The following is a 21,398-nucleotide window of genomic DNA, read 5'->3' on the forward strand; positions in this document are numbered from 1 at the left end:
GATCGGGTTAAATCGCCGTAAGGTGAAGGAAATTTCTCCGTTTGATCAATCAGAGTTCGCGCAAAACGGGTGCCGCTTTCTGGCCGAGGATGCGCCAGGTGCCGATGAGTCCGATACCAACGGTCAGGACCAGAGCCGTCACAAGTGTCAGGCCGGCAACATCGGGCAGGAAGTGCGAGGGGATGCGCATGATCCGGGCGGTGATGAACCAGGCCGCAACGCCGCCGGCAAAAAGGGCGAAGACTGCGGTCGCCGCCCCAAGGATCAAATATTCGTAGCAGAAGGCACGGATCAGCATTCGCCTCGTCGCGCCGAGTGTCTTGAGGACGACCGCGTCATGGGTACGGGCGCGGTTACCGGCGGCCAGCGCGCCGGCCAGAACCAGGACCGAGGCGATCAGCGCAACGGAGGCGGCGGCGCGGATCGCCGTCGCCAACTGCGCCACCAGCGTGTTGACGATGTCGATCGCGTCCTTGACCCGCACGCTTGTGATGGTCGGATACGTGTTTGTAACGGACTTCAAGATCGCGGCCTCCTGGCCAGAGGTCGCCGTCGGGTCGGTGAGCGTCGCGAGCCAGGCGTGCGGGGCGCCGCGAAATGTATTCGGCGAGAAGATCATCACGAAGTTGATGGTAAGCGACTCCCACTCGACCTTGCGCAGGCTCGCAATCCTCGCGGTGATGTTGCGGCCGAGCACGTTGACGGTGACGGTGTCACCGATCGTCAGGCCGAGTTCATTTGCCTCCTCGGCAGAGAAGGAGACGAGCGGTTCGCCGCTATAGTCCTTCGGCCACCATGATCCCTCGGTCAGCGATGCATTTTCCGGCAGCGTCTCCGAATAAGTGACGCCACGATCGCCACGCAGCACCCACTGGCCACCCGGCGGAACCTTGCGCTTGGTGACATCCTCGCCGTTGAAGGCGAGGATCCGGCCGCGCAGCATCGGCACTTCGACCAGTTTGCCGTCCGGCGAACCGGCTTTGACGACGCTGCGAAATGTCTCGAGTTCCGACCCCTGAATGTCCACGAAGAAAAAATTCGGCGCGCCGGCGGACATGCGCCCGGTCAGTTGCTGGCGCATGTTGCCGTCGATGAGGGTGAGTGTCACGAGCAGTGCGAGGCCAAGACCGAGAGACAGGACGACGGAGGGCGTCAGTGCGCCAGGCCGGTGGATGTTGCCGATTGCGAGCCGCAAGGCTGGCGAATTCACCCGCGGGCTGCGGCGCGCCAGCCAAGCAATGCCGGCTGCGACAAGCCGCAGGATCACGAAAGCGAAGGCGATCGCGCCGACAAAGACGATCGCGATGAAACGATCATACGCGGTTACGACGGCAAGGCCGGCAAGGGCAACAAGAAAGGTCGCAGCGAGAAGGATGTAGGGCCAGGAAGGCAAGCCCCGCGCCTCGAAGCCCTGCTCGCGGAACAGGGCCGTTGCCGGAACCTTTCGTGAATGCCCAAGCGGCATGATGGCAAAGGCCAGCGTTGTCAAAATACCGAAAAGGACTGCGAGGGCCAGAGCGCCGGGGTAGAACGTCAGAGCCGTGGAGACCGGCAGGAACTGCGCCAGAAATTGCGACGCTACGATTGGCGCCAGCGCCCCGATGACGAGGCCGATCACCATCCCGCCCAAGGCAATGATGGCGATCTGGAAAAGATAGATCAACACGACGGTCGCGGCGGGCGCCCCAAGGCATTTGAATGTCGCAATGGTCGTGCGCTTGGAATCGAGGAAGGCACGCACGGCATTCGCGACGCCGACACCACCGACGATCAGGGCCGTTAATCCGACCAGCGTCAGGAACTGCGAGAAACGCTCAATGTTCTCCGTCAGTGCAGGGGCCGCCCGGTCGCTGGTGCGGATAGACCAGCCGGCCGACGGAAATTCCTTCGCGGCGCGATCGCGCAGCGTGGATCTTTCGGCCGGGTTGTCCATGCGAATCTTGTAGGCATGCTCGACCAGGCTACCGGTCTGGATGAGGCCGGACGCCTTCAGTGCTTCCCTGCTCACAAGGAGTCGGGGCGCGAAACCAAAACCTTCCGAAACCGCGTCCGGCTCCGTCTTGACCGTACCGGTGATGTTCAGAATGACATTGCCGAGGAGGATCTCATCTCCGATGGAGAGGCCGAGCCGATCCAGCAGAAGCGGAGCGGCTACCGCGCCATAGGTGCCGCTCTGCCCCGACAGAAGCCCGTGCAGCGGATAATTCGGTTCGGCCGCGAAGGTGCCGTAGAGCGGATAGGCGCCATCGACTGCCTTGACCTCGACCAGCGCCTGATCCGAGCCGTCGGGCTTGCGTGCCATCGAGCGCAGGCCCGTCGACACCGATACTTTGCCGAAGCCGCGCAAGAAGTCCATTTCGGCTTCCGTCGCCTCGCGATTGTTGAGCTCGAAGCGTGCGTCGCCGGCCAGAATCTCCTGACCTTGCGTGGCGATCGTGTTGGTGATGGACTGCGAAACCGAGTTGACGGCTGCAATGGCGCCGGTGCCGAGAGCGATGCAGGCCAGAAAGATGTAGAAGCCGCGAAGGCCGCCGCGCAGCTCGCGGAGCGCGAGACGAAAGGCGAGGGAGACGCGCGGGGTCAGCAATGTCATGCAATCGCCGCCTCAGGCTGGACAGGCGCACTATCGCTCTCAATCTGGCCCGAACGAACCCGAATCTGCCTGGAGCAGCGTTTGGCGAGCGCGGTGTCGTGGGTGACGAGCAGCAGCGTCATGCCGCGCTCGGCCTGTTTGGAAAACAGGAGATCCGCAATCTGCCGGCCGGTGTCGGTGTCGAGGTTGCCGGTCGGTTCGTCGGCGATCAGCAGCGCCGGTGACGGTGCGAGCGCGCGTGCAATCGCCACCCGTTGCTGTTCGCCGCCGGAAAGTTGGCCGGGATAGTGGTTCAACCGATCGCCAAGCCCGACGGATTTCAGTTCGCGGCGGGCGATTTCGAACGGATTGGGAAGGTTAGCGAGCTCCAGCGGCACAGCGACGTTTTCCAGGGCCGTCATGTTGGCGATCAGGTGGAAGGATTGGAAAACGATACCGATATTGCGGCCGCGGAAGTCGGCCATCTCGTCTTCACTCAGGGCATGCAGCGGTGTGCCGCTGACATTGATTTCGCCACTATCGAGCCTTTCCAGCCCTGCGAGCACCATCAGCAACGTCGATTTTCCGGAACCCGATGGTCCGACGATGCCGACCGACTCTCCGGTGCCGATCGTGAGGTCGATGCCCTTCAAAACATGGACGGAGGCGGCGGCGCTGCCAAGCGTCAAATCGGCGCGCTTCAACTCGATGATGGTTTTTGCCAACAGTATTCGCCCTATATAGATGCCGATTGTCTTGCCAATCTAGGGAAAGCGGAATGAGTTTTAAAGTTGCCGGCCTTCACATCGCCGTCATTGTTGCGTCGATGGCCTTTGCGGTCGTAGCCAATGCAAAGACAATCAGCCTGGTCGGTTTTGGCGACAGCCTGATGGCGGGCTACCAACTCCCTCCCGGTGATGGCTTTCCAGAAAAGTTGCAAGCAGCCCTGACAGCCAAGGGTGTCGAGGTATCGATCGCGAACGCGGGCGTGTCCGGCGACACGACGGCCGGTGGTCTTGCGCGAATCGATTGGTCGGTCCCCGACGGCACCGATGGCGTGATTCTCGAACTGGGCGGCAATGATGCCCTGCGCGGCATCCCTCCCGAGGAAAGTGAAAAGAACCTCGATCAGATGATTGCTCGGCTAAAGGAACGTGGTGTTGCGGTCCTTCTCGTCGGTATGCTGGCACCGCCGAACATGGGCGGCGACTATGCGGCGCGCTTCAACTCGATCTATGAGAAACTCGCGCAAAAACATGGCGTTGCGCTCTATCCCTTCTTTCTCGACGGTGTCGCCCTCGATGCCGGTCTGAAGCTTGAGGATGGGATGCACCCGAACAGCAAAGGGATCGATGTGATGGTCGAAAAGATGGAGCCGGCTATCACGCAATTCTTAGGAACGATTTCTACTGTGAAGAATTAGGGACTTGCGCAGGTGTTCAATGCGTGATTCCGTGTGAGCACCTGCAAAAGATTCGGGGAGTGCTCGTTATGCCGAGACTGTTTACCGCCCTCGAAATTCCGCGCAATGCCGCGATGAGCCTCTCATTGCTGCGCGGTGGTCTCCCTGGTGCAAGATGGATCGATGTGGAAAACTACCACATCACTTTGCGCTTCATCGGCGATGTCGATGGACGCACGGCAGACGAAATTGTCGATCGGCTCGACCGCATCGACCGGCCCGAATTCCAGATACGTCTCGATGGTATCGGCGCATTCGGGTCCAAAAAACCGCATTCGGTGTGGGCCGGCGTCTCGCCTTCACCCGAGATGTACGCCCTCCAGGCGGAAATCGAGCGGATCTGCCAGCGCATCGGATTGCCGCCGGATCCCCGCAAGTTCACGCCGCATGTCACGCTGGCGCGGTTGAAGTCGTCGCGGGTCGACGATGTCGTGCACTATCTCGCCGGGCGTGGAAACTTCCAGACGTCGGCCTTCACCGTTCCGCGCTTCGTTCTCTTGTCGTCGAGGGAATCGGTCGGCGGTGGGCCTTATTTGACGGAAGAGATCTTCCCTCTCCATGAGGCATTGTCGGTGCCCAGCGTCTCGAGCAGCTTCCTGCAGCCGGCAAAGAGCCTGGCGTAGACGCGTTCGAAGCCGTCGCTGTCGCCGAAATAGGGGTCGGGTATATCCTCGCCGCTCGCCAAAGCGAAGTCGCCGAACAGGCGGATATTTGCGGCTCCCGGGCTCATGCGATGCAGTTCGGCGACATTTGCGCGATCCATCGCGAGGATCAGGTCGAAGCCGCTGAAATCCTTCATCCTGATCTGACGGGCGCGTTGCCGGGAAATGTCGATCCCGTGGCCTCTCGCGGTGGCGATCGAGCGCCGATCCGGATGCTCGCCCTCATGCCAGCGGCCGGTGCCGGCCGAGTCGATCTCAAAACGATCGGCAAAGCCGGCCACATCGACGAGGTGCGAGAGGATCCCCTCGGCAAGAGGCGAGCGGCAGATATTGCCCATGCAAACAAACAGGATGCTAATGCGTTTCATCTGTGGTCCATGACGGAAGAGAAGGGACAATCGCATGAAACGGGAAAAACTGGAACGGCAAGCCATCGCTGCCGAGCTCGCCAAGCTCGACGGCTGGTCGCTCGACGCCGCCGGCACGGCGATATCGCGAAGCTTCAAGTTTCGCAATTTCGTTGAGGCGTTTGGCTTTATGACCGAAGCGGCACTTGCTGCGGAACGGCTCAATCACCATCCCGAATGGTTCAACGTCTATTCGCGCGTCGATGTAAAGCTTAACACCCATGATGCTGGCGGCTTGACGGAACTCGATTTCAAGCTGGCGGCAGCGATGGAGAAGGCGGCGGCGCGCCGACTTGATTGAATCCGGTGCCGCCGTCACCATATGTGCGCGTGAAAGAGAGGACCAATCGGAATGGACGACGTCAAATTCGGTGAGATCCTGCTGCCGGGCGACGATGATACGCAAAGCCGGCGCGAAGAGACAGTGCGCAAGAAATTCTGGCCGACCTTCAAGAAGGCCGTACGGCAGATCCCGTTCGCGCGCGATGTCGTCGCTGCATTCTACTGCGCGATGGATCCCCAGACGCCGACAAGGGTGCGCGGCGTTCTGCTGGCGGCACTCGCCTATTTCGTCATGCCGGTTGACATGATCCCTGATGTTTTTGCCGTGATCGGGTTTTCGGATGACGTAGCGGTCCTTTCCGCGGCCTTCGCCATGGTCAGCAGGCATCTGAAACCGAAGCACTATGAAGCAGCGGACCGTGCGCTCGCCGATAAGCCTGAAGGCATGAAGACGATCTAGCGTTACCTCAGGCGCCCTCGGCCTCCAGAACCTTTCTGAGCTTTCCGAAGGCAAGCCGGATGCGGGATTTTACCGTCCCGAGCGGCAAGCCGGTCGCCTCGGCGATTTGCGAATGGGACTGGCCGAGAAAGAAGGCGGCGCGGAGCATTTCTCGCTGTTCTTCGGGGAGTTGGCTGACAGCGGCGCGAATATGGGCATCGCGATCGTCGTTTACGAGGATCTCGTCTGCGCCGCTTTCGGCGACCGGCTGCAATGCCGGGTCTGCCTGATCCAGTGTGCGTGCTTTGGCCCGGCGCTGGAGATCGATCCGACGGTTGCGGGCGATGCGAAAAAGCCAGGTCGACAGAGAGGATCGCGCTGCATCGTAAAGCTCGGCTTTGTGCCAGAGCACGATCATCACTTCCTGAACAAGCTCCTCTGCCTCGCCGCTCGACATTCTTTGGCGAAGTAACCACGATTTAAGGCGCGGTGCGAAGTAATCGAACAGCACGGTGAATGCCTCCTGGTCGCGGCGTTCCGCAACAGCCCTTGCGAGGGCGGCGAAGCGCTGTTTCTCTTCGGCATCCATGTCCGGCCTAAAGCCCCCTGGCTCAGCGAGTTCTCCAGCGGATTTCTAATACTTATTGACGTACAACGGTTTCTGAAAAGGTCAAACTCTTGCCTGAATCTTTATGTCTTAGATTCATCCGTGACGTTGAGCCGTGTGCGCACGCGGCATCACTTCGTTACGGGCGAGGCGCCGCGTCCGATGTTGACACTTGGGTGAGAATGGAACAGGCAGGGACTTCTCGCAGTCCCCGTTGACGCTTTGGTAACCTGAATTAAGTCAAAATAAAGCAGATCGTGATTATGCGCCGCCCGTTCGCTTCGGGCTCGAATCGCAAGAACCGGCAGGATATCCATGTTTCTTAGAAGTACCGCAATCGCCATTTCCCTCGTTCTCGCCGGCGCCGGCATTGCATCCGCTCAGACCAAGAAGTCGCAGCCCGCGGCGCAGCCACAGGCAGCGCAGCCCCAGGCTACTCAGGCTTCGACAGCGCCGACCCGGATCCAGCAGTTCCAGGCTTGGGGCGCCTATTCCTACAAGTCCGGCGCGAGCACTGTCTGCTACGTTCTGTCCGTGCCGACGGAAAAGAAGCCGGCCGGCATCGATCACGGCGACAACTTCTTCATCGTCTCGCAGCGCCCCGGCCAGAACATTTCCTACGAGCCGCAGGCAATGATGGGCTACACCGTCAAGGAGAACTCGAAGATCGATGTCGTGATCGACAACAAGACCTTCGTGATGTTCACCAAGGACAAGGCCGGCTGGGTCGAGAACGCAGCCCAGGAGCCGGCGCTCGTCGCGGCGATGAAGGGTGGCCACTCGATGACGGTCAACGCGACATCCCGCAAGGGCACACCGACCTCCTACAGCTACTCGCTGTCCGGCATTTCCGCTGCACTGAAGCAGGTTGAGGGCTGCAAGTAAGCCTTCGGTTACGGTGACGAAATTTCAGGAGGCCGGCCTTGTGCCGGCCTTCGTCGTTTCCATCTATAGTGACGCGCGGCGAAAATGATGCTAAAGGCCCGCGCAACAGCGGATAGATTGCGGCTTTGCCGCCCGGTCCGCATTCAATTTCTGCCATCATGCCTGTCGTGCCCGCAAGTCATCCGGCTTACCGGGCGATTGCATGTTGAATTCGGGATAAGAGACTATGTCCGTCATGGATGCGATGACTGTTACCAAGCCTGCCGGCGTGTTGCCGCAGCTCGACGCCGGCCAGAAGCCCTCGCTGATCGGCCTGAGCCGCGAAGAGATGGGGGCTGCGCTGCGCGAAAAGGGCGTGCCGGACAAGCAGATTAAGATGCGCGTTGCCCAGCTCTGGAACTGGATCTACGTGCGCGGCGTCTCCGATTTCGATCACATGACGAATGTCGCCAAGGACATGCGCGAGATGCTGAAGCAGCATTTCACCATCGCGCGTCCCGAGATCGTCGAGGAGCAGGTGTCGAACGACGGCACCCGCAAGTGGCTGCTGCGTTTCCCGCCGCGCGGGGCGGGGCGACCGGTCGAGATCGAGGCCGTCTACATCCCGGAAGAGGGTCGCGGTACGCTTTGCATCTCCAGCCAGGTGGGCTGCACGTTGACCTGTTCCTTCTGTCATACCGGAACGCAGCGGCTGGTCCGCAACCTCACCGCTGAAGAAATACTCTCCCAGCTTTTGCTTGCCCGCGATCGGCTCGGCGATTTCCCGGACCGCGAAGCGCCGCAAGGAACGATCATGCCTGCCGAGGGCCGCAAGGTCAGCAACATCGTGATGATGGGCATGGGTGAGCCGCTCTACAATTTCGATGCGGTGAAGCAGGCGCTGCTGATCGCCACCGACGGCGACGGACTGTCGCTCTCCAAGCGCCGCGTGACGCTGTCGACGTCAGGCGTGGTGCCGGAGATCTTCCGCACCGGCGACGAGATCGGCGTGATGCTGGCGATCTCGTTGCACGCGGTGCGCGACGACCTGCGCGACATTCTGGTGCCGATCAACAAGAAGTATCCGCTGAAGGAACTGATCGACGCCTGCCGCAAATATCCCGGCCTGTCGAATGCCCGCCGCATCACCTTCGAATATGTGATGCTGAAGGACGTCAACGACAGCCTGGAGGATGCCAAGGGCCTCGTTCAGCTGCTGAAGGGTGTGCCGGCGAAGATCAACCTCATTCCGTTCAACCCGTGGCCGGGCACCAACTACCAGTGTTCCGACTGGGCGCAGATCGAGAAGTTCGCCGATTTCATCAATTCGGCCGGCTATGCCTCGCCGATCCGCACGCCGCGCGGCCGCGACATTCTCGCAGCCTGCGGTCAGCTGAAGTCGGAATCGGAGCGCATGCGCAAGACCGAGCGGCTGGCCTTCGAGGCGATGATGATCGCCAACCATGGCGCCGACGACTGATCAGCAAGTTTGATCCGTTCAGTGTTTTCTAATGATTGATTTCATGGCCTGCTTTTCCTAGAAGCAGGCCAAAATCATGTCTGGAGGATACCCCAATGCGTTCAATTCTGCTTGCTGTTGCGGCCACGTTGGCCCTGACCCTGCCTGCCAAGGCCGAAGACGTGACCGTCGCGGTCACCGCGATCGTCGAGCATCCGGCGCTTGACGCCGCACGCAAGGGTGTCCTCGATGTGCTGACGGCCGCAGGCTACAAGGAAGGCGAGAACCTGAAGTTCATGTTCGAGTCTGCGCAAGGCAACCCGGCAACGGCTGCGCAGATTGCCCGCCAGTTTGCCGGCGAGGGCCCGAACGTTATCGTGCCGATCTCCACGCCATCCGCTCAGGCGGTCGTTTCCGCAACACGCGACATTCCGGTTGTCTTCACGGCCGTTTCCGATCCGCTCGGTGCCCAGCTCGTCAAGAACATGGACAAGCCCGGCGGCAACGTCACCGGCCTGTCCGACATGTCGCCGGTTGCCGAACATGTCGCGCTCATCAAGGAAATTCTGCCGAACGCCAAGACGATCGGCTATCTCTACAACTCCGGTGAGGCAAACTCCGTGTCTCTGCTCGCCGTTCTGAAGACGGAAGCCGAGAAGGCAGGCATGAAGGTCGTCGAGTCTGCGGCCACCAAGTCCGCGGAAGTGCAGGGTGCCGCCCGTGCCCTCGTCGGCCGTGCCGATGCCATCTATGTCCCGACCGACAACACGATCATCTCCGCACTTGAAGGCGCGGTTGCCGTTGCCGAAGAGAGCAAGCTGCCGCTCTTCACCGCCGACACGGATTCCGTCTCGCGCGGTTCGGTCGCCGCCCTCGGTTTCAACTACTACGATGTTGGCAAGCAGACCGGCGAAATCGTCGTTCGCATCCTCAAGGGCGAAAACCCGGGCGATATCCCGGTGAAGGTTGCTGCCGGCAGCGATCTGGTCGTCAACAAGGGTGCAGCCGCCAAGATGGGCGTCACGCTGCCGGAAAGCGTCTTGAAGCGCGCGACGAAGACGATCGACTGATCGCCGCATATTTTGGAGAAACCAGCCATCCAGCCGCTCCCGTTTAACGCGGGGGCGGCTGATGGTATTAAAAGCTTGGGTCCGGTAACAGGCGGACCGAGTCAGAAGAAAGGGCATGAGCCTTGAGTCAGATCGCATTCTGGGGAGCCGTGGAGCTGGGGCTGGTTTATGCCTTCGTGGCGCTCGGCGTTTACCTCGCATTTCGTGTGCTGGATTTTCCGGATCTGACGGTTGACGGCTCCTTCCCTCTCGGGGCTGCCGTAACGGCGGTGTTGATCATCGCTGGCGTCAATGCCTGGCTTGCTGCGCTTATCGCCATGGTCGCGGGTGCTGCGGCAGGTCTCGTTACCGCGATGCTCAACGTGCGCTTCAAGATCCTCAACCTGCTGGCCTCGATCCTGACGATGATCGCGCTCTTCTCGGTCAACCTGCGCGTCATGGGCAAGCCGAACGTCGCGCTGATCAATGCGGATACGATGATCAGTCCGTTCTTCGGTCACGGCCTGCGGGATTTCTATGTTCGACCGCTGTTCGTCGGCGTCCTTGTCGTGGTTGCCGTGATCGTCGTTTGGCGCTTCCTTGAAAGCGACTCGGGTCTGGCGATGCGCGCGACCGGTGCGAATGCCCGAATGGCCCGCGCGCAGGGCGTCGACACCAGCCGCCAGATCTATCTCGGCATGGCGATCTCGAATGCGCTGGTTGCCTTCGGCGGCGCGCTCTTCGCGCAAACCAACGGCTTTGCGGACGTCACCTCGGGCGTCGGAACGATCGTCGTCGGGCTTGCGGCCGTCATCATCGGCGAAACGCTGCTTGGCCGTCGTGGCCTGCTGATCGCGCTGGTCGGCTGCGTGCTCGGTTCGATCCTCTACCGTATCGCCATCCAATTGGCGCTCTCCACCGATGTCATCGGGCTGCAAGCCTCGGACCTTAATTTCGTGACGGCCGTTCTGGTGACAATAGCGCTCATTCTTCCCCGTCTTCGCCGCGGAGGTGCCGCATCGTGATCACGCTCAAGGACATCAAGGTCGTCTTCGGCAAGGGCACGCCGCTGCAGAAGCAGGCGCTGAACGGCGTCAGCCTGACGATCGAGGAAGGTTCGTTCGTCACCGTTATCGGTTCGAACGGCGCCGGCAAATCGACGCTGCTCGGCGTTCTTGCCGGTGATGTTCTCGCCAGCGAAGGCCAAGTCCTGATTGGCCATACCGATGTCACGCGCAAATCGACGGCCGCTCGCGCGGGCCTCGTTGCCCGTGTCTTCCAGGATCCGTTGACGGGAAGCTGTGGCTCGCTGTCGATCGAGGAAAATCTTGCGCTTGCGGCGCGTCGTGGTGAAAGGCGCGGGCTCGTATCAGCGCTTGGTCCGAAGCGGCGCGAACATTTCCGCGATCGGATTGCCGAGCTCAATCTCGGTCTCGAGAATCGGATGCGGGACCGCATGGACCTGCTATCGGGTGGTCAGCGTCAGGCGGTGTCGCTTGTGATGGCGACGCTTGCCGGCTCCGAAGTGCTGCTGCTCGACGAGCATACGGCAGCGCTCGATCCAGGGATGGCAGAGTTCGTCATGGGCCTCACGCAGAAGATCGTCTCGGAGCGCAAGCTGACGACGCTGATGGTCACGCACTCCATGCGGCAGGCGCTCGATTATGGCCACCGCACGATCATGCTGCATGGCGGCGAGGTCGTTCTCGACGTCAGCGGCGATAGCCGCAAGACGCTGCAGGTCGAAGACCTGATCGCGATGTTCCGCAAGATGCGCGGCCAGACCCTGGACGATGACGCGCTGCTGATCGGCTGAGGATAGACAGCTTCCGGGAAGCCAGAGCTTCCCGGCGATCGCTTAGCGCGCCTGCGTCAGCAGGATTTTTGCCGCGAAGACGGAGAAGACGCCGGCGAAGGTAAAGTCCATGCCGCGCAAAACTTTCTTGTTGGTCTGCAGCCAGCTGGCGAGCCAGTCGGCCGCGAAGACCACGGCTGCGTTGACAGGCATGCCGATCAGGATGAAGCAGAAGCCGAGGAAGAGCAGCTTCTGCGTCACCGTCGGATCGCCGGCGCTGACGAACTGCGGCAGGAAGGTCATGAAGAAGATAATGACCTTCGGGTTCAGGAGGTTGACCCAGAAGCCCGAGGAAACGTTGGCGAGTGGCGTGCCCTTTGCCGTTTCGACCTTGTTGACCGAAAACTTCGAGCCGAAGCGGATCGCCTGGACGGCGAGCCACAGGAGATAGGCAGCACCTCCGGTCTTCAGGATCAGGAAGGCTGTCGGCGACGCGGTGATCAGTGCCGAAACGCCAAAGGCGACCAGCATGGTGTGAACGACGATACCGAGGCTCGTACCGAGAACGACGAACAGCGCAGCCTTCTTGCCCTGCGCCAGTGCGCGGCTGATGGACAGCGTCATGTCGGGGCCGGGCGTCGCAGCGAGCAGCAGGGTCGCGGCTGCGAAGGCGAGAAGGGTCGGAAAGCTGGGCAGGAAGCTCATGGTACACTCTGAAAGCCGGATGAAAGCTTAGCCGTCATATCCGGCTTTCAGAAAATGTCTAATCAAACCTTCTAATACGACCTATTCCTTGCGTTCGAGATAGGCCTTGAACTTGTCGGCATAATCCTTGTGCCAGCGCGACAGCGGTGGGCGGTTCTCGATGATGTCGCCCATCGCCCAGGCCATGCGGCGTTCGTCCACCGGACGGGCGACGTCGTTGTCGGGGCAGAGGATGTAGAAGTCGCCGCGTTCCAGGCTTTCGATCATGAAATCGACCGTCTGTTCCGGCGTCCATGCGGCAGCCGGCTTTTCGGCGCGATCGCCCTTGGTGAGGCCGGTATAGACGAAGCCGGGGATCAATAGATGAGCGGAGATCTTCGAGCCTTCGGTATTGCGCAATTCATGCTCGAGCGCTTCGGTGAATACCTTCACGCCGGCTTTCGAGACGTTATACGCCGGGTTGCCAGGTGGCGTGGTGATGCCCTGCTTGGAGCCGGTATTGATGATCAGGCCCGGTTCGCCATGCGAGAGCATGTGCTGGCCGAAGGTCCGCGTGCCGTTGATGACGCCGAGCAGGTTGACGCCGAGAATCCCGTCCCAATTGGCCTGGGCGCTGAAGATCGATGTCTCTGGGCCGACGCCGGCGTTGTTCATGAGAATGTGCACTCGGCCGAAGCGCTGGATCACGGTCCGTTCGAGCGCTTCGAGGGACTCCTTCTGTGCGACGTCGGTTTCGACGGCGATCACATGCTCCTCTCCCGAGATCGCTTTCAGTTCCTCTGCGGCGGCTGCCAGCCGATTGCCGCCGAGATCGGCAATGGCGACGCTCATGCCCGATCGGGCAAAGTGTTTCGCGGCGGCAAGTCCGATGCCCGAGGCGCCACCGGTGATGACAGCGACGTTTGATTTCTTGATGATGTCTTGGATTCTCGTCACGGCCAGCTCTCCTCCGCATTGTCAGGACGCTGGCAGATATGGGCTGCGCTTTCGGCCTGTCAAACATTATCTGGGTCGCCGATAGCCGCCGTTGCCCTTGCGTCGTCCGCCAATCTCGCTAAAAGTGCCCAGCCATACCGGGCCTGGCGGGTTTGCCGCTGCCCTCTTGCAACGGACCTCATCATCATGGCATCGCACAAAGACGTAAAGAAAGTTGTCCTCGCCTATTCCGGCGGCCTCGACACCTCGATCATCCTGAAGTGGCTGCAGACCGAACTCGGCGCAGAAGTCGTGACCTTCACCGCCGACCTCGGCCAGGGCGAAGAGCTGGAGCCAGCCCGCAAGAAGGCCGAGATGCTCGGCATCAAGGAAATCTACATCGAGGACGTGCGCGAAGAGTTCGTCAAGGACTTCGTGTTCCCGATGTTCCGCGCCAACGCCGTCTACGAGGGCGTCTACCTGCTCGGCACCTCGATCGCCCGTCCGCTGATCTCCAAGCACCTGATCGACATCGCCCGCAAGACCGGCGCCGATGCGATCGCGCATGGCGCCACCGGCAAGGGCAACGACCAGGTTCGTTTCGAACTTTCCGCATATGCCCTGAACCCCGATATCAAGATCATTGCGCCGTGGCGCGACTGGTCGTTCAAGAGCCGGACCGACCTGCTGGCCTTTGCCGAAGCGCACCAGATCCCGGTTGCCAAGGACAAGAAGGGCGAGGCGCCGTTCTCCGTCGACGCCAACCTGCTGCACTCCTCGTCCGAGGGCAAGGTTCTCGAAGATCCGGCACAGGAAGCGCCTGAGTACGTGCACATGCGCACGATTTCTCCGGAAGCGGCTCCCGACAAGGCGACCACCATCAAGGTCGGCTTCGAAAAGGGTGATGCCGTTTCGATCAACGGCGTACGCATGAGCCCGGCAACGCTGCTCGCAGCGCTCAACAATTACGGTCGCGACAACGGCATCGGTCGCCTCGACCTCGTGGAAAACCGCTTCGTCGGCATGAAGTCGCGCGGCGTTTACGAGACGCCCGGCGGCACGATCCTGCTTGCCGCGCATCGCGCCATCGAATCCATCACGCTCGACCGCGGCGCCGCGCATCTCAAGGACGAGATCATGCCGCGTTACGCCGAGCTGATCTACTACGGCTTCTGGTTCTCGCCGGAGCGCGAAATGCTGCAGGCGCTGATCGACAAGAGCCAGGAGCATGTCGAAGGCGAAGTGACGCTGAAGCTCTACAAGGGCAATGTCATGGTTACCGGCCGCGAGAGCCCGAAGTCGCTCTATTCCGACAAGCTGGTTACTTTCGAAGATGACCAGGGTGCTTACGACCAGAAGGATGCAGCCGGCTTCATCAAGCTCAACGCGCTGCGCCTGCGCACGCTCGCCAAGCGCAATCTCTCGAAGTAATCGCGAGCAGCTTGCACGAGATCGAAGGCCCGCCTCGTGCGGGCCTTCCGCTTGTTGACAAAGCCTTATGCCCCACCCGTCGTCACCCCGGCCGACGAGCCGGGGTGCAGCACGCGCAAGTCTTTGCGCGCAACAGACCTTTCGCACCGCAGACGCGGTGCCGCTGGATGCCGGCTCAAGGCCGGCATGACGGATAAAACGATCGTTCCGCAAAAAGGAACACGTCCTCATCAGTCTGAGGGCCCGTCGTACGGACACTTTTCATTCGCACGACGTGGCGTGAGGGAGCTTTGCTGCGTGCCGCGACGCGCGAACGAACCAGACGTAGCTGATGATCGAAATCAGCGCCATGATCGGGATGACCGTTCCGAAGGCGAGAAGCGGCATGCCGATCAGTGAACCGGCGACGCCGCCGGCAAAGCCGCCACCCATCTGGATGAAGCCCATCATCGCGGATGCCGAGCCGGCGATATGCGGGAAGGGGTAGAGGCCCGAGGTCGTCATATGCGGCGTCAGGAACGCCAGTCCGAAGGCCAGGAACGCGATTGGCCCCATGATCGAAAGATAGGATGGCGTGACGAAATGGACTGACAGCGCGATCATGATGCCGGCGAAGCCGAGCAGGCCAAGCCCGACACGCACGGAACCGTCGCCGCCCAAGCGTGGCGCCGCGTAACGCAGGCAGACGGAGCCCAAGAAGTAGGAACCCGACTGCATCAGCATTCCCAAGCCGAAGGCTGTCGGTGACAGGCCGACGACCTTGATCAGGATGAATGGGAGGAGCGTCGCCTGCGCATAGAGTGCGCCGATCGAGCCGCCGAGGACGAGCGAGGCGGAGACGAAGCGAGTTTCGCGCGCAAGCTCCAGGTAGGCGCGAAGCAGCGGAACCGGGAGCGCGCGGCGTGGATCCGGCACGCTCGTCTCGAACATGAAGACGATCACTCCAAAACAGATCAGGAGTCCGAAGCCGATCAGCAGGAAGAAGACCGACTGCCAGCCGAAGGCAGCGAGTGCCAATCCGCCGATCGTTGGTGCGGCGGCCGGTCCGATGGCAATCATGATGCCGATGAGGTTCATGATGCGGGAGGCTTCGGTCCCGGTGAACTGGTCGCGCACGATGGCGCGCGCCACCGTAATCCCGACGGAAGCGCCGACGCCCTGTATCAGGCGGCCGGCGAGCAACCACTCGATGCCGGGCGCAAAGGCGGCAAGCAGGCTTCCGACGACATAGATGCCGATGAAGAGGAGTGTCGCGGTGCGGCGGCCGAAGGCGTCCGAGAGTGGACCGGCAAGGAGCTGTGCCACCGAGAAGCCGGCGAAATAGACGGAGAGCGTCATCTTGATCGCCGAGTCCGAGGTTTGGAACGCATGGACGAGTTCCGGCATAGCCGGCGTGTAGATCGACATCGAGATCGGGCCGATGGTTGCGAGAAGCGCGCCGAGCATGCTCGTTCGCCGTTCGCTCATCCGGAATGGGGGCATGGGGATACTCGATCTCTGGTAACGTGCGCGATCCGCGCGAGGCGGCACTTTCTTCTGTCGGAAGCGGCGTGATCCGGCAATTCAAAAATCTCATGGATTGCCATCATGGCTTGACGCCCTTCGATTGGCGCATAAGCTGCGACGGTCCTTTCCGGAGTTTCTCGATGACGCAATCCTTGCTCGCGGGCGCCTTTCTGGCAGCTCTCCTCTACGTGCTTATTCCAGGGCCTGCCTTCCTTGCGCTGCTTGGTATCGGCGCCGGGCAGGGCCGCCGTGCCGGCGCAATGTTCGTCGGCGGGCATTTGGTCGGCGATCTGCTGTGGGCATCGCTGGCGCTGATCGCGATCATCGGGGCGAGGACGATCGGTACCTTCGTCTTCGACGCGCTCGGTCTTCTTTGTGGTTTCTACCTTGCCTGGATCGGCTGGAATGCGGTTCGGGCGAAACCGAAGGGAGAGGGACAGGCCTTGATGGTCGTCGAGCGCCCGTTCCGCCGCGGCTTGATCTTCGGTGTCACGAACCCGAAGGGATATCCGGTCGCGCTCGCGACGTTTACTGCCCTTGTTGCTGGCTCGGCGAGCGCATTGCAGTTTCATACGTTGCCGCTCCTGCTCGCCGTTTCGTTCCTGGGCTTCATTGTTGCCGACATGATCCTGGTCACGATTATCGGCGCGGGCACGGTGCGGCGTTTCTATCGCTCGCACGAGCGGCTGATCGTCCGTTGCTCCGGCGTGCTGTTCATGGGTTTTGCCGTGCAGGCACTCTGGCATGCGACGCCGGGCCTACTCGGTTGGCGGAAGGCCTGAGATCGCGCGTGGATTGCTTCAATCCCTAGCGATTGGTTGATTCTCTTGCCGTGAACTTTTCGCAGTCGGGCGCGGGACGTGCGTCCGATCGGCAATACCAATTGCGAACGTGCCTCCCTATATTGCCTGTTCAGTTGCCTGCCACAGAGGATCTCCGCATGCCTTCCACATCAGAATTCAACCCGGCGCTTGTCGAATGGAACGGTCTCCACGGCCTGCCGCGCTTCGATGCTCTCAATGACGGCGACTTCGCGCCGGCATTCGACGCAGCACTTGCCGCGCATGAGAAAGAGATCGACGCGATCGCTGATAACCCCGAGGCGCCGACATTCGAGAATACCGTCGTTGCTCTTGAGACCGCCGGCGACGCGCTGTCGCGGGTGTCGGCACTGTTCTGGAACCGCGCGGGCGCCCATACCAACGATACGATCCAGGCGCTGGAGCGGGACATTTCGCCGAAGATGTCGCGCCACTATTCCAAGATCGGCATGAATGCGGCGTTGTTTGCCCGTATTGATGCCTTGTGGGAAGCGCGCGAAAGCCTTGGCCTGACGCTGGAGCAGACGCGCGTGCTGGAGCGCCACTGGAAGGGCTTCGTCAAATCGGGCGCGAAACTGCCGAAGCCCGAGCAGGAGAAGCTCGCGGGCATGAACGAGAAGCTTGCCGGCCTCGGTACGCAGTTCGGTCAGAACGTGCTTGCCGACGAGAAGAGCTGGGCGCTGATCCTGGCCGACGGCGCGGACCTCGACGGTATTCCGGAATTTCTGAAGGATGCGATGGCGGCGGCTGCGCGCGAGCGCGGCGAAGACGGCAAATTCGCCGTCACCCTGTCGCGCTCGATCATCGAACCGTTTCTCACCTTCTCTGAGCGGCGGGATCTGCGGGAACAGGCGTTCAAGGCCTGGGTTGCGCGCGGCGAAAACGATGGCGCGACTGACAATCGCGGCATTATCCGTGACACGCTTGCGCTTCGCGACGAAGTGGCAAAGCTGCTCGGTTACGGCAACTTCGCGGAACTGAAGCTCGACAACACGATGGCGAAGACACCCGACGCCGTGAACCACCTGCTTCGGGAGGTATGGGCAAAGGCGGTCAAGCGTGCCGGCGAGGAAGAAGCCGATATCGCCAAGCTTATCGCGGACGAAGGCAAGAACCACGACGTCATGCCCTGGGACTGGCGGCACTATGCCGAGAAGATCCGGGCGCAGCGGTTCAATTTCTCCGAGGCCGAGCTGAAGCCCTATCTGCAGCTCGAGAAGATCATCGACGCCTGCTTCGACGTCGCCGGCCGGCTGTTCGGCATTCGCGCCGTCGAGAAGAAAGGTGTTCCGGCGTACCATCCCGATGTGCGCGTGTTCGAGATCCGCGATCGCGAAGACAGGCTGGTCGCGCTCTTCCTCGGCGATTACTTTGCCCGCAGCTCGAAGCGCTCGGGCGCCTGGATGAGTTCCTTCCAATCACAGCACAAGCTGCCGCTGAAGAACGGCCGCAACGGCGAACTGCCGATCATCTACAATGTCTGCAATTTCGCCAAGCCCGCCGAAGGCAAGCCGGCACTGCTGTCGCTCGACGACGCGCGCACGCTGTTCCACGAGTTCGGCCATGCGCTGCACGGGATGCTGTCGAACGTCACCTACCCCTCGGTTTCGGGCACGGGCGTCTCGCGCGATTTCGTCGAGCTGCCGTCGCAGCTTTACGAGCACTGGCTGACGGTGCCCGCGATCCTGAAGCAATATGCCGTGCATTTCGAAACCGGCGAGCCGATGCCGCAGGCCCTGCTCGACAAGGTTCTGGCCGCGCGCACCTTCAATTCCGGCTTCAATACGGTCGAGTTCACCTCGTCTGCGCTTGTCGACATGGCGTTCCACACCCGCGACAAGGTGGAGGATCCGATGGTCGTGCAGACGGAGGTCTTGTCGGAGCTCGGCATGCCGAAGTCGATCGTCATGCGGCATGCCTCGCCGCACTTCCAGCACATCTTCTCGGGCGGCTATTCAGCCGGCTACTATTCCTACATGTGGTCCGAAGTGCTCGATGCGGATGCCTTTGCCGCCTTCGAGGAAACCGGCGACGCGTTCAATCGCGAGATGGCGGCCAAGCTCAAGGACAACATCTATTCCGTCGGTGGCGCGATCGATCCTGAGGATGCCTACAAGGGTTTCCGCGGCAAGCTGCCAAGCCCGGATGCCATGCTGGTGAAGAAGGGTCTTGCGACCTTTGAAGAACTGTCGGGCAGCGACGCCTGAGGCGGCAGGTATTGCGCGTCATCGATACGCGACGGCTAAAGTATTGATGGAAGACGGCTTCTTGCCGCTTCGTCACATGACTGTCATTGAAGGTTAATAAGCAACCGGCATCGATTTTCAACCGATGCCGGTTTTTTCATGACCCCTCAACCTTCAGAGACCAATGCGGCCGTTTCGACGGCCGGCGTGGAATTGCACTATGGGGCGACCCCCGTTCTGAAGGGCATTGATATCTCGCTTTCCAAGGGCAAGACGCTGGCGCTGCTTGGGCCGTCCGGTTGCGGAAAGACCACTCTTCTGAGGCTCGTCGCCGGACTGCTCGCGCCTACGAAAGGTTCGATCGCGATTACCGGACGCACCGTTGCCGATGCCGCAACTGGCGCCTTCTCGCCGCCGGAAAAGCGCAACCTCGGCATGGTATTTCAGGACTATGCGCTCTGGCCGAACATGACCGTTGGCGGCAACGTCTCCTTTCCGCTCGAAATGCGCGGCGTCGGTAAATCCGAACGGCAGTCGCGGACGATGCGGGCGCTCGAACGCGTCGGTCTCGGTGCTTATGCCGACCGCCGGCCGAGCGATCTTTCCGGCGGCCAGCAACAGCGTGTCGCGATCGCGCGAGCGATCGTTGCCGAACCGCAGCTCATTCTCTTCGACGAACCCCTGTCCAATCTCGATCGCGAACTGCGTGAAAACATGGTCGGCGAACTTGCCGAGCTGATCGCGACGCTCGGCCTGACGGCAATCTACGTCACGCACGATCATAGCGAGGCGCTGACGCTGGCGGATGATGTTGCCGTCATGCGTGGCGGGCTGATCGAGCAGCTGGCATCGCCCGACGAGCTGATCGAGAAGCCCGCAACGCCCGAGGTGGCCGACTTCCTGCGCCTCGGCGGTGTCGCCGAACTCGAATACCGCGACGAACACTGGTTCTTCAAAGGTAGCGGCCTTGCATTGCTGCGCGGCGTCGATGGTGTCGATTGCGCCGTTCGCGTCCTCATCCCCACCGGATCGATCAGCGCGGGCGAGATCCTGCCAGGCACACTTGCCGCAACGGTGCTGCGTTCGCAGTTCCGCGGGGATGGTCATCTGGCGACCGTCTCGCTGGTCGGCGCCGAAAAGATCGAATTGCAGGTTTTGAGCCGCGCCAAGCTGCGGCCCGGCGAGGGCATCGGTCTGTCGATCGATCCCGGCCAGATCCGCTGGTTCGGCAAAGAAATTCATTTGTCCAAAGAGGAGAATTTGGAGCATGCTTAAGTCGTTGAAGAGCATCACTTTCGGCGTTCTCGCCGTAACGTTGATGGCGGGCGTCGCCCACGCCGACATCACGGTCTATACCGCCGGTCCGCAGGGGCTGATCGACAAGCTGTCGGCCGGCTTCACCAAACAGACTGGGGTCAAGGTCAATGTCTTCCAGGCAACGACCGGCAAGGTCATGGCCCGTATCGAAGCAGAAGCCTCGAACCCTGTGGTCGACGTTCTCATTTCGGCTTCCTGGGATACGGCAACCGACTTCGCCAAGCGCGGCTGGCTCGTGTCCTACAGCAGCCCGAACGCCGCCAGGGTTCCTGATTTCCTGAAGACCGACACGGCCGTTGCCCAGGGCATCTCGGCGCTCGGCATCGCCTGGAACACCAAGAGCGGCACGCCGAAGCCCGCCGAGTGGGCCGACCTGACGAAGCCCGAATACAAGGACCTCGTCAATATTCCGGATCCGGCGCAATCCGGCTCGTCCTTCGAGCTGACGGCGGCACTGGCCGGCCAGGACGACTTCAAGCTCTTCAAGGATCTGAAGGATAATGGCGCGATCATCGCCGGCGCCAATGCCGAGGCTCTGAACCCGGTTCTGCAGGGTGCCAAGGCCGCTGTCTTCGGCGCCGTCGATTACATCACGCTCAACGCCAAGGAAAAGGGCGAGGCCATCGATGTGATCTTCCCGGAATCCGGCACCGTCATCGCGCCGCGTCCGGCGATGATCCTCAACTGGTCGAAAAACCAGGACGAGGCGAAGAAGTTCATCGACTACATGCTATCCGACGAAGGCCAGACTCTCGTTGCCGACCAGATGCTGATGCCGGCTCGTACCGACATTCCGGCAAACCGTCCGCTGATCAGCGATCTGAAGCTGCTGAAGTACGACACTGCTGCCGTTTACGGCAAGCGGAAGGAAACGCTGAAGCAGGTCACCGACACGTTCGGCGGCAAATAAGGGCAGGGC

21 protein-coding genes are annotated in these 21,398 nt (G+C 61.3%); 14 read left to right on the forward strand and 7 right to left on the reverse strand.

What is annotated here, in order from left to right; translation table 11 throughout:
• Positions 1 to 49: 49 nt before the first annotated feature.
• Positions 50 to 2,593 (reverse strand): ABC transporter permease, encoded by a 2,544-nt coding sequence (locus IB248_RS26895; protein WP_192241925.1) that lies wholly within the window; start codon positions 2,591 to 2,593, stop codon positions 50 to 52.
• Complete coding sequence (locus IB248_RS26900; RefSeq protein ID WP_018855802.1) at positions 2,590 to 3,297, reverse strand: ABC transporter ATP-binding protein; 708 nt, start codon at positions 3,295 to 3,297, stop codon at positions 2,590 to 2,592. The genes IB248_RS26895 and IB248_RS26900 overlap by 4 nt, the downstream gene beginning before the upstream one ends.
• A 53-nt stretch (positions 3,298 to 3,350) precedes the next feature.
• Here IB248_RS26900 and IB248_RS26905 point away from each other — a divergent pair, with 53 nt between their 5' ends.
• Both IB248_RS26905 and thpR read left to right on the forward strand, forming a co-directional pair.
• Positions 3,351 to 3,995 carry an arylesterase gene (locus tag IB248_RS26905; protein WP_192241926.1) on the forward strand — a complete coding sequence of 215 codons (645 nt, stop codon included), beginning with the start codon at positions 3,351 to 3,353 and terminating at the stop codon, positions 3,993 to 3,995.
• A gap of 68 nt (positions 3,996 to 4,063) precedes the next feature.
• Entirely contained in the window at positions 4,064 to 4,657 is a 594-nt protein-coding gene (gene thpR, locus IB248_RS26910) for an RNA 2',3'-cyclic phosphodiesterase (protein WP_083929825.1), read from the forward strand.
• On the opposite strand, the gene IB248_RS26915 is transcribed toward thpR, so the two are convergent.
• Positions 4,564 to 5,064, reverse strand: coding sequence for a low molecular weight protein-tyrosine-phosphatase (locus IB248_RS26915; protein WP_192241927.1), 501 nt, complete (start codon positions 5,062 to 5,064; stop codon positions 4,564 to 4,566). The genes thpR and IB248_RS26915 overlap by 94 nt on opposite strands.
• 34 nt (positions 5,065 to 5,098) lie before the next feature.
• Here IB248_RS26915 and IB248_RS26920 point away from each other — a divergent pair, with 34 nt between their 5' ends.
• Positions 5,099 to 5,404 carry a 4a-hydroxytetrahydrobiopterin dehydratase gene (locus IB248_RS26920; protein WP_018855798.1) on the forward strand — a complete coding sequence of 102 codons (306 nt, stop codon included), beginning with the start codon at positions 5,099 to 5,101 and terminating at the stop codon, positions 5,402 to 5,404.
• Positions 5,405 to 5,455: 51 nt separating this feature from the next.
• Positions 5,456 to 5,845, forward strand: a complete 390-nt coding sequence (locus IB248_RS26925) for a YkvA family protein (RefSeq protein WP_018855797.1) — start codon at positions 5,456 to 5,458, stop codon at positions 5,843 to 5,845.
• 7 nt (positions 5,846 to 5,852) lie between these two features.
• Here IB248_RS26925 and IB248_RS26930 read toward each other — a convergent pair whose 3' ends face one another.
• Positions 5,853 to 6,413, reverse strand: coding sequence for a sigma-70 family RNA polymerase sigma factor (locus IB248_RS26930; RefSeq protein ID WP_018855796.1), 561 nt, complete (start codon positions 6,411 to 6,413; stop codon positions 5,853 to 5,855).
• 333 nt (positions 6,414 to 6,746) lie between these two features.
• On the opposite strand from IB248_RS26930, the gene IB248_RS26935 reads away from it, so the two are divergent.
• The 5 genes from IB248_RS26935 (at position 6,747) to IB248_RS26955 (ending at position 11,619) form a co-directional block, all read left to right on the forward strand.
• Positions 6,747 to 7,316, forward strand: coding sequence for an invasion associated locus B family protein (locus IB248_RS26935; protein ID WP_018855795.1), 570 nt, complete (start codon positions 6,747 to 6,749; stop codon positions 7,314 to 7,316).
• 226 nt (positions 7,317 to 7,542) lie between these two features.
• Entirely contained in the window at positions 7,543 to 8,775 is a 1,233-nt protein-coding gene (rlmN, locus tag IB248_RS26940; RefSeq protein WP_018855794.1) for a 23S rRNA (adenine(2503)-C(2))-methyltransferase RlmN, read from the forward strand.
• 95 nt (positions 8,776 to 8,870) lie between these two features.
• The gene (locus IB248_RS26945) at positions 8,871 to 9,824 is read left to right on the forward strand and encodes an ABC transporter substrate-binding protein (RefSeq protein ID WP_169683132.1); all 954 of its coding nucleotides are present in this window, start codon (positions 8,871 to 8,873) and stop codon (positions 9,822 to 9,824) included.
• 122 nt (positions 9,825 to 9,946) lie between these two features.
• Positions 9,947 to 10,828 (forward strand): ABC transporter permease, encoded by an 882-nt coding sequence (locus IB248_RS26950; RefSeq protein ID WP_016556625.1) that lies wholly within the window; start codon positions 9,947 to 9,949, stop codon positions 10,826 to 10,828.
• Entirely contained in the window at positions 10,825 to 11,619 is a 795-nt protein-coding gene (locus IB248_RS26955; RefSeq protein WP_192241928.1) for an ABC transporter ATP-binding protein, read from the forward strand. Before IB248_RS26950 ends, IB248_RS26955 begins: the two co-directional genes overlap by 4 nt.
• A gap of 42 nt (positions 11,620 to 11,661) precedes the next feature.
• On the opposite strand, the gene IB248_RS26960 is transcribed toward IB248_RS26955, so the two are convergent.
• Positions 11,662 to 12,303, reverse strand: a complete 642-nt coding sequence (locus IB248_RS26960) for a LysE family translocator (protein WP_018855791.1) — start codon at positions 12,301 to 12,303, stop codon at positions 11,662 to 11,664.
• A gap of 81 nt (positions 12,304 to 12,384) precedes the next feature.
• The gene (locus tag IB248_RS26965) at positions 12,385 to 13,239 is read right to left on the reverse strand and encodes an SDR family NAD(P)-dependent oxidoreductase (protein ID WP_192241929.1); all 855 of its coding nucleotides are present in this window, start codon (positions 13,237 to 13,239) and stop codon (positions 12,385 to 12,387) included.
• 186 nt (positions 13,240 to 13,425) lie between these two features.
• Between IB248_RS26965 and IB248_RS26970 the strand changes: the two genes are divergently transcribed.
• The gene (locus IB248_RS26970) at positions 13,426 to 14,649 is read left to right on the forward strand and encodes an argininosuccinate synthase (RefSeq protein ID WP_018855789.1); all 1,224 of its coding nucleotides are present in this window, start codon (positions 13,426 to 13,428) and stop codon (positions 14,647 to 14,649) included.
• 261 nt (positions 14,650 to 14,910) lie between these two features.
• On the opposite strand, the gene IB248_RS26975 is transcribed toward IB248_RS26970, so the two are convergent.
• Positions 14,911 to 16,095, reverse strand: coding sequence for a multidrug effflux MFS transporter (locus tag IB248_RS26975; RefSeq protein WP_113469734.1), 1,185 nt, complete (start codon positions 16,093 to 16,095; stop codon positions 14,911 to 14,913).
• A gap of 200 nt (positions 16,096 to 16,295) precedes the next feature.
• Between IB248_RS26975 and IB248_RS26980 the strand changes: the two genes are divergently transcribed.
• The 4 genes from IB248_RS26980 to IB248_RS26995 all read left to right on the forward strand — a co-directional run bounded on the left by IB248_RS26980 (position 16,296) and on the right by IB248_RS26995 (position 21,389).
• Positions 16,296 to 16,937, forward strand: coding sequence for a LysE family translocator (locus IB248_RS26980; protein WP_026371595.1), 642 nt, complete (start codon positions 16,296 to 16,298; stop codon positions 16,935 to 16,937).
• 158 nt (positions 16,938 to 17,095) lie between these two features.
• Positions 17,096 to 19,183: a M3 family metallopeptidase gene (locus IB248_RS26985; protein WP_192241930.1), complete on the forward strand. Its 2,088-nt coding sequence runs from the start codon at positions 17,096 to 17,098 to the stop codon at positions 19,181 to 19,183.
• Between the two features lie 138 nt (positions 19,184 to 19,321).
• Positions 19,322 to 20,437 (forward strand): ABC transporter ATP-binding protein, encoded by a 1,116-nt coding sequence (locus IB248_RS26990; RefSeq protein ID WP_113469736.1) that lies wholly within the window; start codon positions 19,322 to 19,324, stop codon positions 20,435 to 20,437.
• Positions 20,430 to 21,389, forward strand: coding sequence for an ABC transporter substrate-binding protein (locus IB248_RS26995; RefSeq protein WP_113469737.1), 960 nt, complete (start codon positions 20,430 to 20,432; stop codon positions 21,387 to 21,389). Before IB248_RS26990 ends, IB248_RS26995 begins: the two co-directional genes overlap by 8 nt.
• The last annotated feature ends 9 nt before the right edge of the window (positions 21,390 to 21,398 follow it).

Source organism: Rhizobium sp. RHZ01 (assembly GCF_014851595.1).
Classification (GTDB): domain Bacteria; phylum Pseudomonadota; class Alphaproteobacteria; order Rhizobiales; family Rhizobiaceae; genus Rhizobium; species Rhizobium altiplani.

What these genes read in the sequence shown, in the direction of transcription:
- IB248_RS26995 (WP_113469737.1), top strand. Translation starts at nt 20,430, where the DNA reads ATGCTTAAGTCGTTGAAGAGCATCACTTTCGGCGTTCTCGCCGTAACG.
- IB248_RS26915 (WP_192241927.1), bottom strand. Translation starts at nt 5,064, where the DNA reads ATGAAACGCATTAGCATCCTGTTTGTTTGCATGGGCAATATCTGCCGC.
- IB248_RS26925 (WP_018855797.1), top strand. Translation starts at nt 5,456, where the DNA reads ATGGACGACGTCAAATTCGGTGAGATCCTGCTGCCGGGCGACGATGAT.
- IB248_RS26970 (WP_018855789.1), top strand. Translation starts at nt 13,426, where the DNA reads ATGGCATCGCACAAAGACGTAAAGAAAGTTGTCCTCGCCTATTCCGGC.
- IB248_RS26920 (WP_018855798.1), top strand. Translation starts at nt 5,099, where the DNA reads ATGAAACGGGAAAAACTGGAACGGCAAGCCATCGCTGCCGAGCTCGCC.
- IB248_RS26975 (WP_113469734.1), bottom strand. Translation starts at nt 16,095, where the DNA reads ATGCTCGGCGCGCTTCTCGCAACCATCGGCCCGATCTCGATGTCGATC.
- IB248_RS26905 (WP_192241926.1), top strand. Translation starts at nt 3,351, where the DNA reads ATGAGTTTTAAAGTTGCCGGCCTTCACATCGCCGTCATTGTTGCGTCG.
- thpR (WP_083929825.1), top strand. Translation starts at nt 4,064, where the DNA reads ATGCCGAGACTGTTTACCGCCCTCGAAATTCCGCGCAATGCCGCGATG.
- IB248_RS26895 (WP_192241925.1), bottom strand. Translation starts at nt 2,593, where the DNA reads ATGACATTGCTGACCCCGCGCGTCTCCCTCGCCTTTCGTCTCGCGCTC.
- IB248_RS26960 (WP_018855791.1), bottom strand. Translation starts at nt 12,303, where the DNA reads ATGAGCTTCCTGCCCAGCTTTCCGACCCTTCTCGCCTTCGCAGCCGCG.
- IB248_RS26980 (WP_026371595.1), top strand. Translation starts at nt 16,296, where the DNA reads ATGACGCAATCCTTGCTCGCGGGCGCCTTTCTGGCAGCTCTCCTCTAC.
- IB248_RS26930 (WP_018855796.1), bottom strand. Translation starts at nt 6,413, where the DNA reads ATGGATGCCGAAGAGAAACAGCGCTTCGCCGCCCTCGCAAGGGCTGTT.
- IB248_RS26935 (WP_018855795.1), top strand. Translation starts at nt 6,747, where the DNA reads ATGTTTCTTAGAAGTACCGCAATCGCCATTTCCCTCGTTCTCGCCGGC.
- IB248_RS26985 (WP_192241930.1), top strand. Translation starts at nt 17,096, where the DNA reads ATGCCTTCCACATCAGAATTCAACCCGGCGCTTGTCGAATGGAACGGT.
- rlmN (WP_018855794.1), top strand. Translation starts at nt 7,543, where the DNA reads ATGTCCGTCATGGATGCGATGACTGTTACCAAGCCTGCCGGCGTGTTG.
- IB248_RS26945 (WP_169683132.1), top strand. Translation starts at nt 8,871, where the DNA reads ATGCGTTCAATTCTGCTTGCTGTTGCGGCCACGTTGGCCCTGACCCTG.
- IB248_RS26990 (WP_113469736.1), top strand. Translation starts at nt 19,322, where the DNA reads ATGACCCCTCAACCTTCAGAGACCAATGCGGCCGTTTCGACGGCCGGC.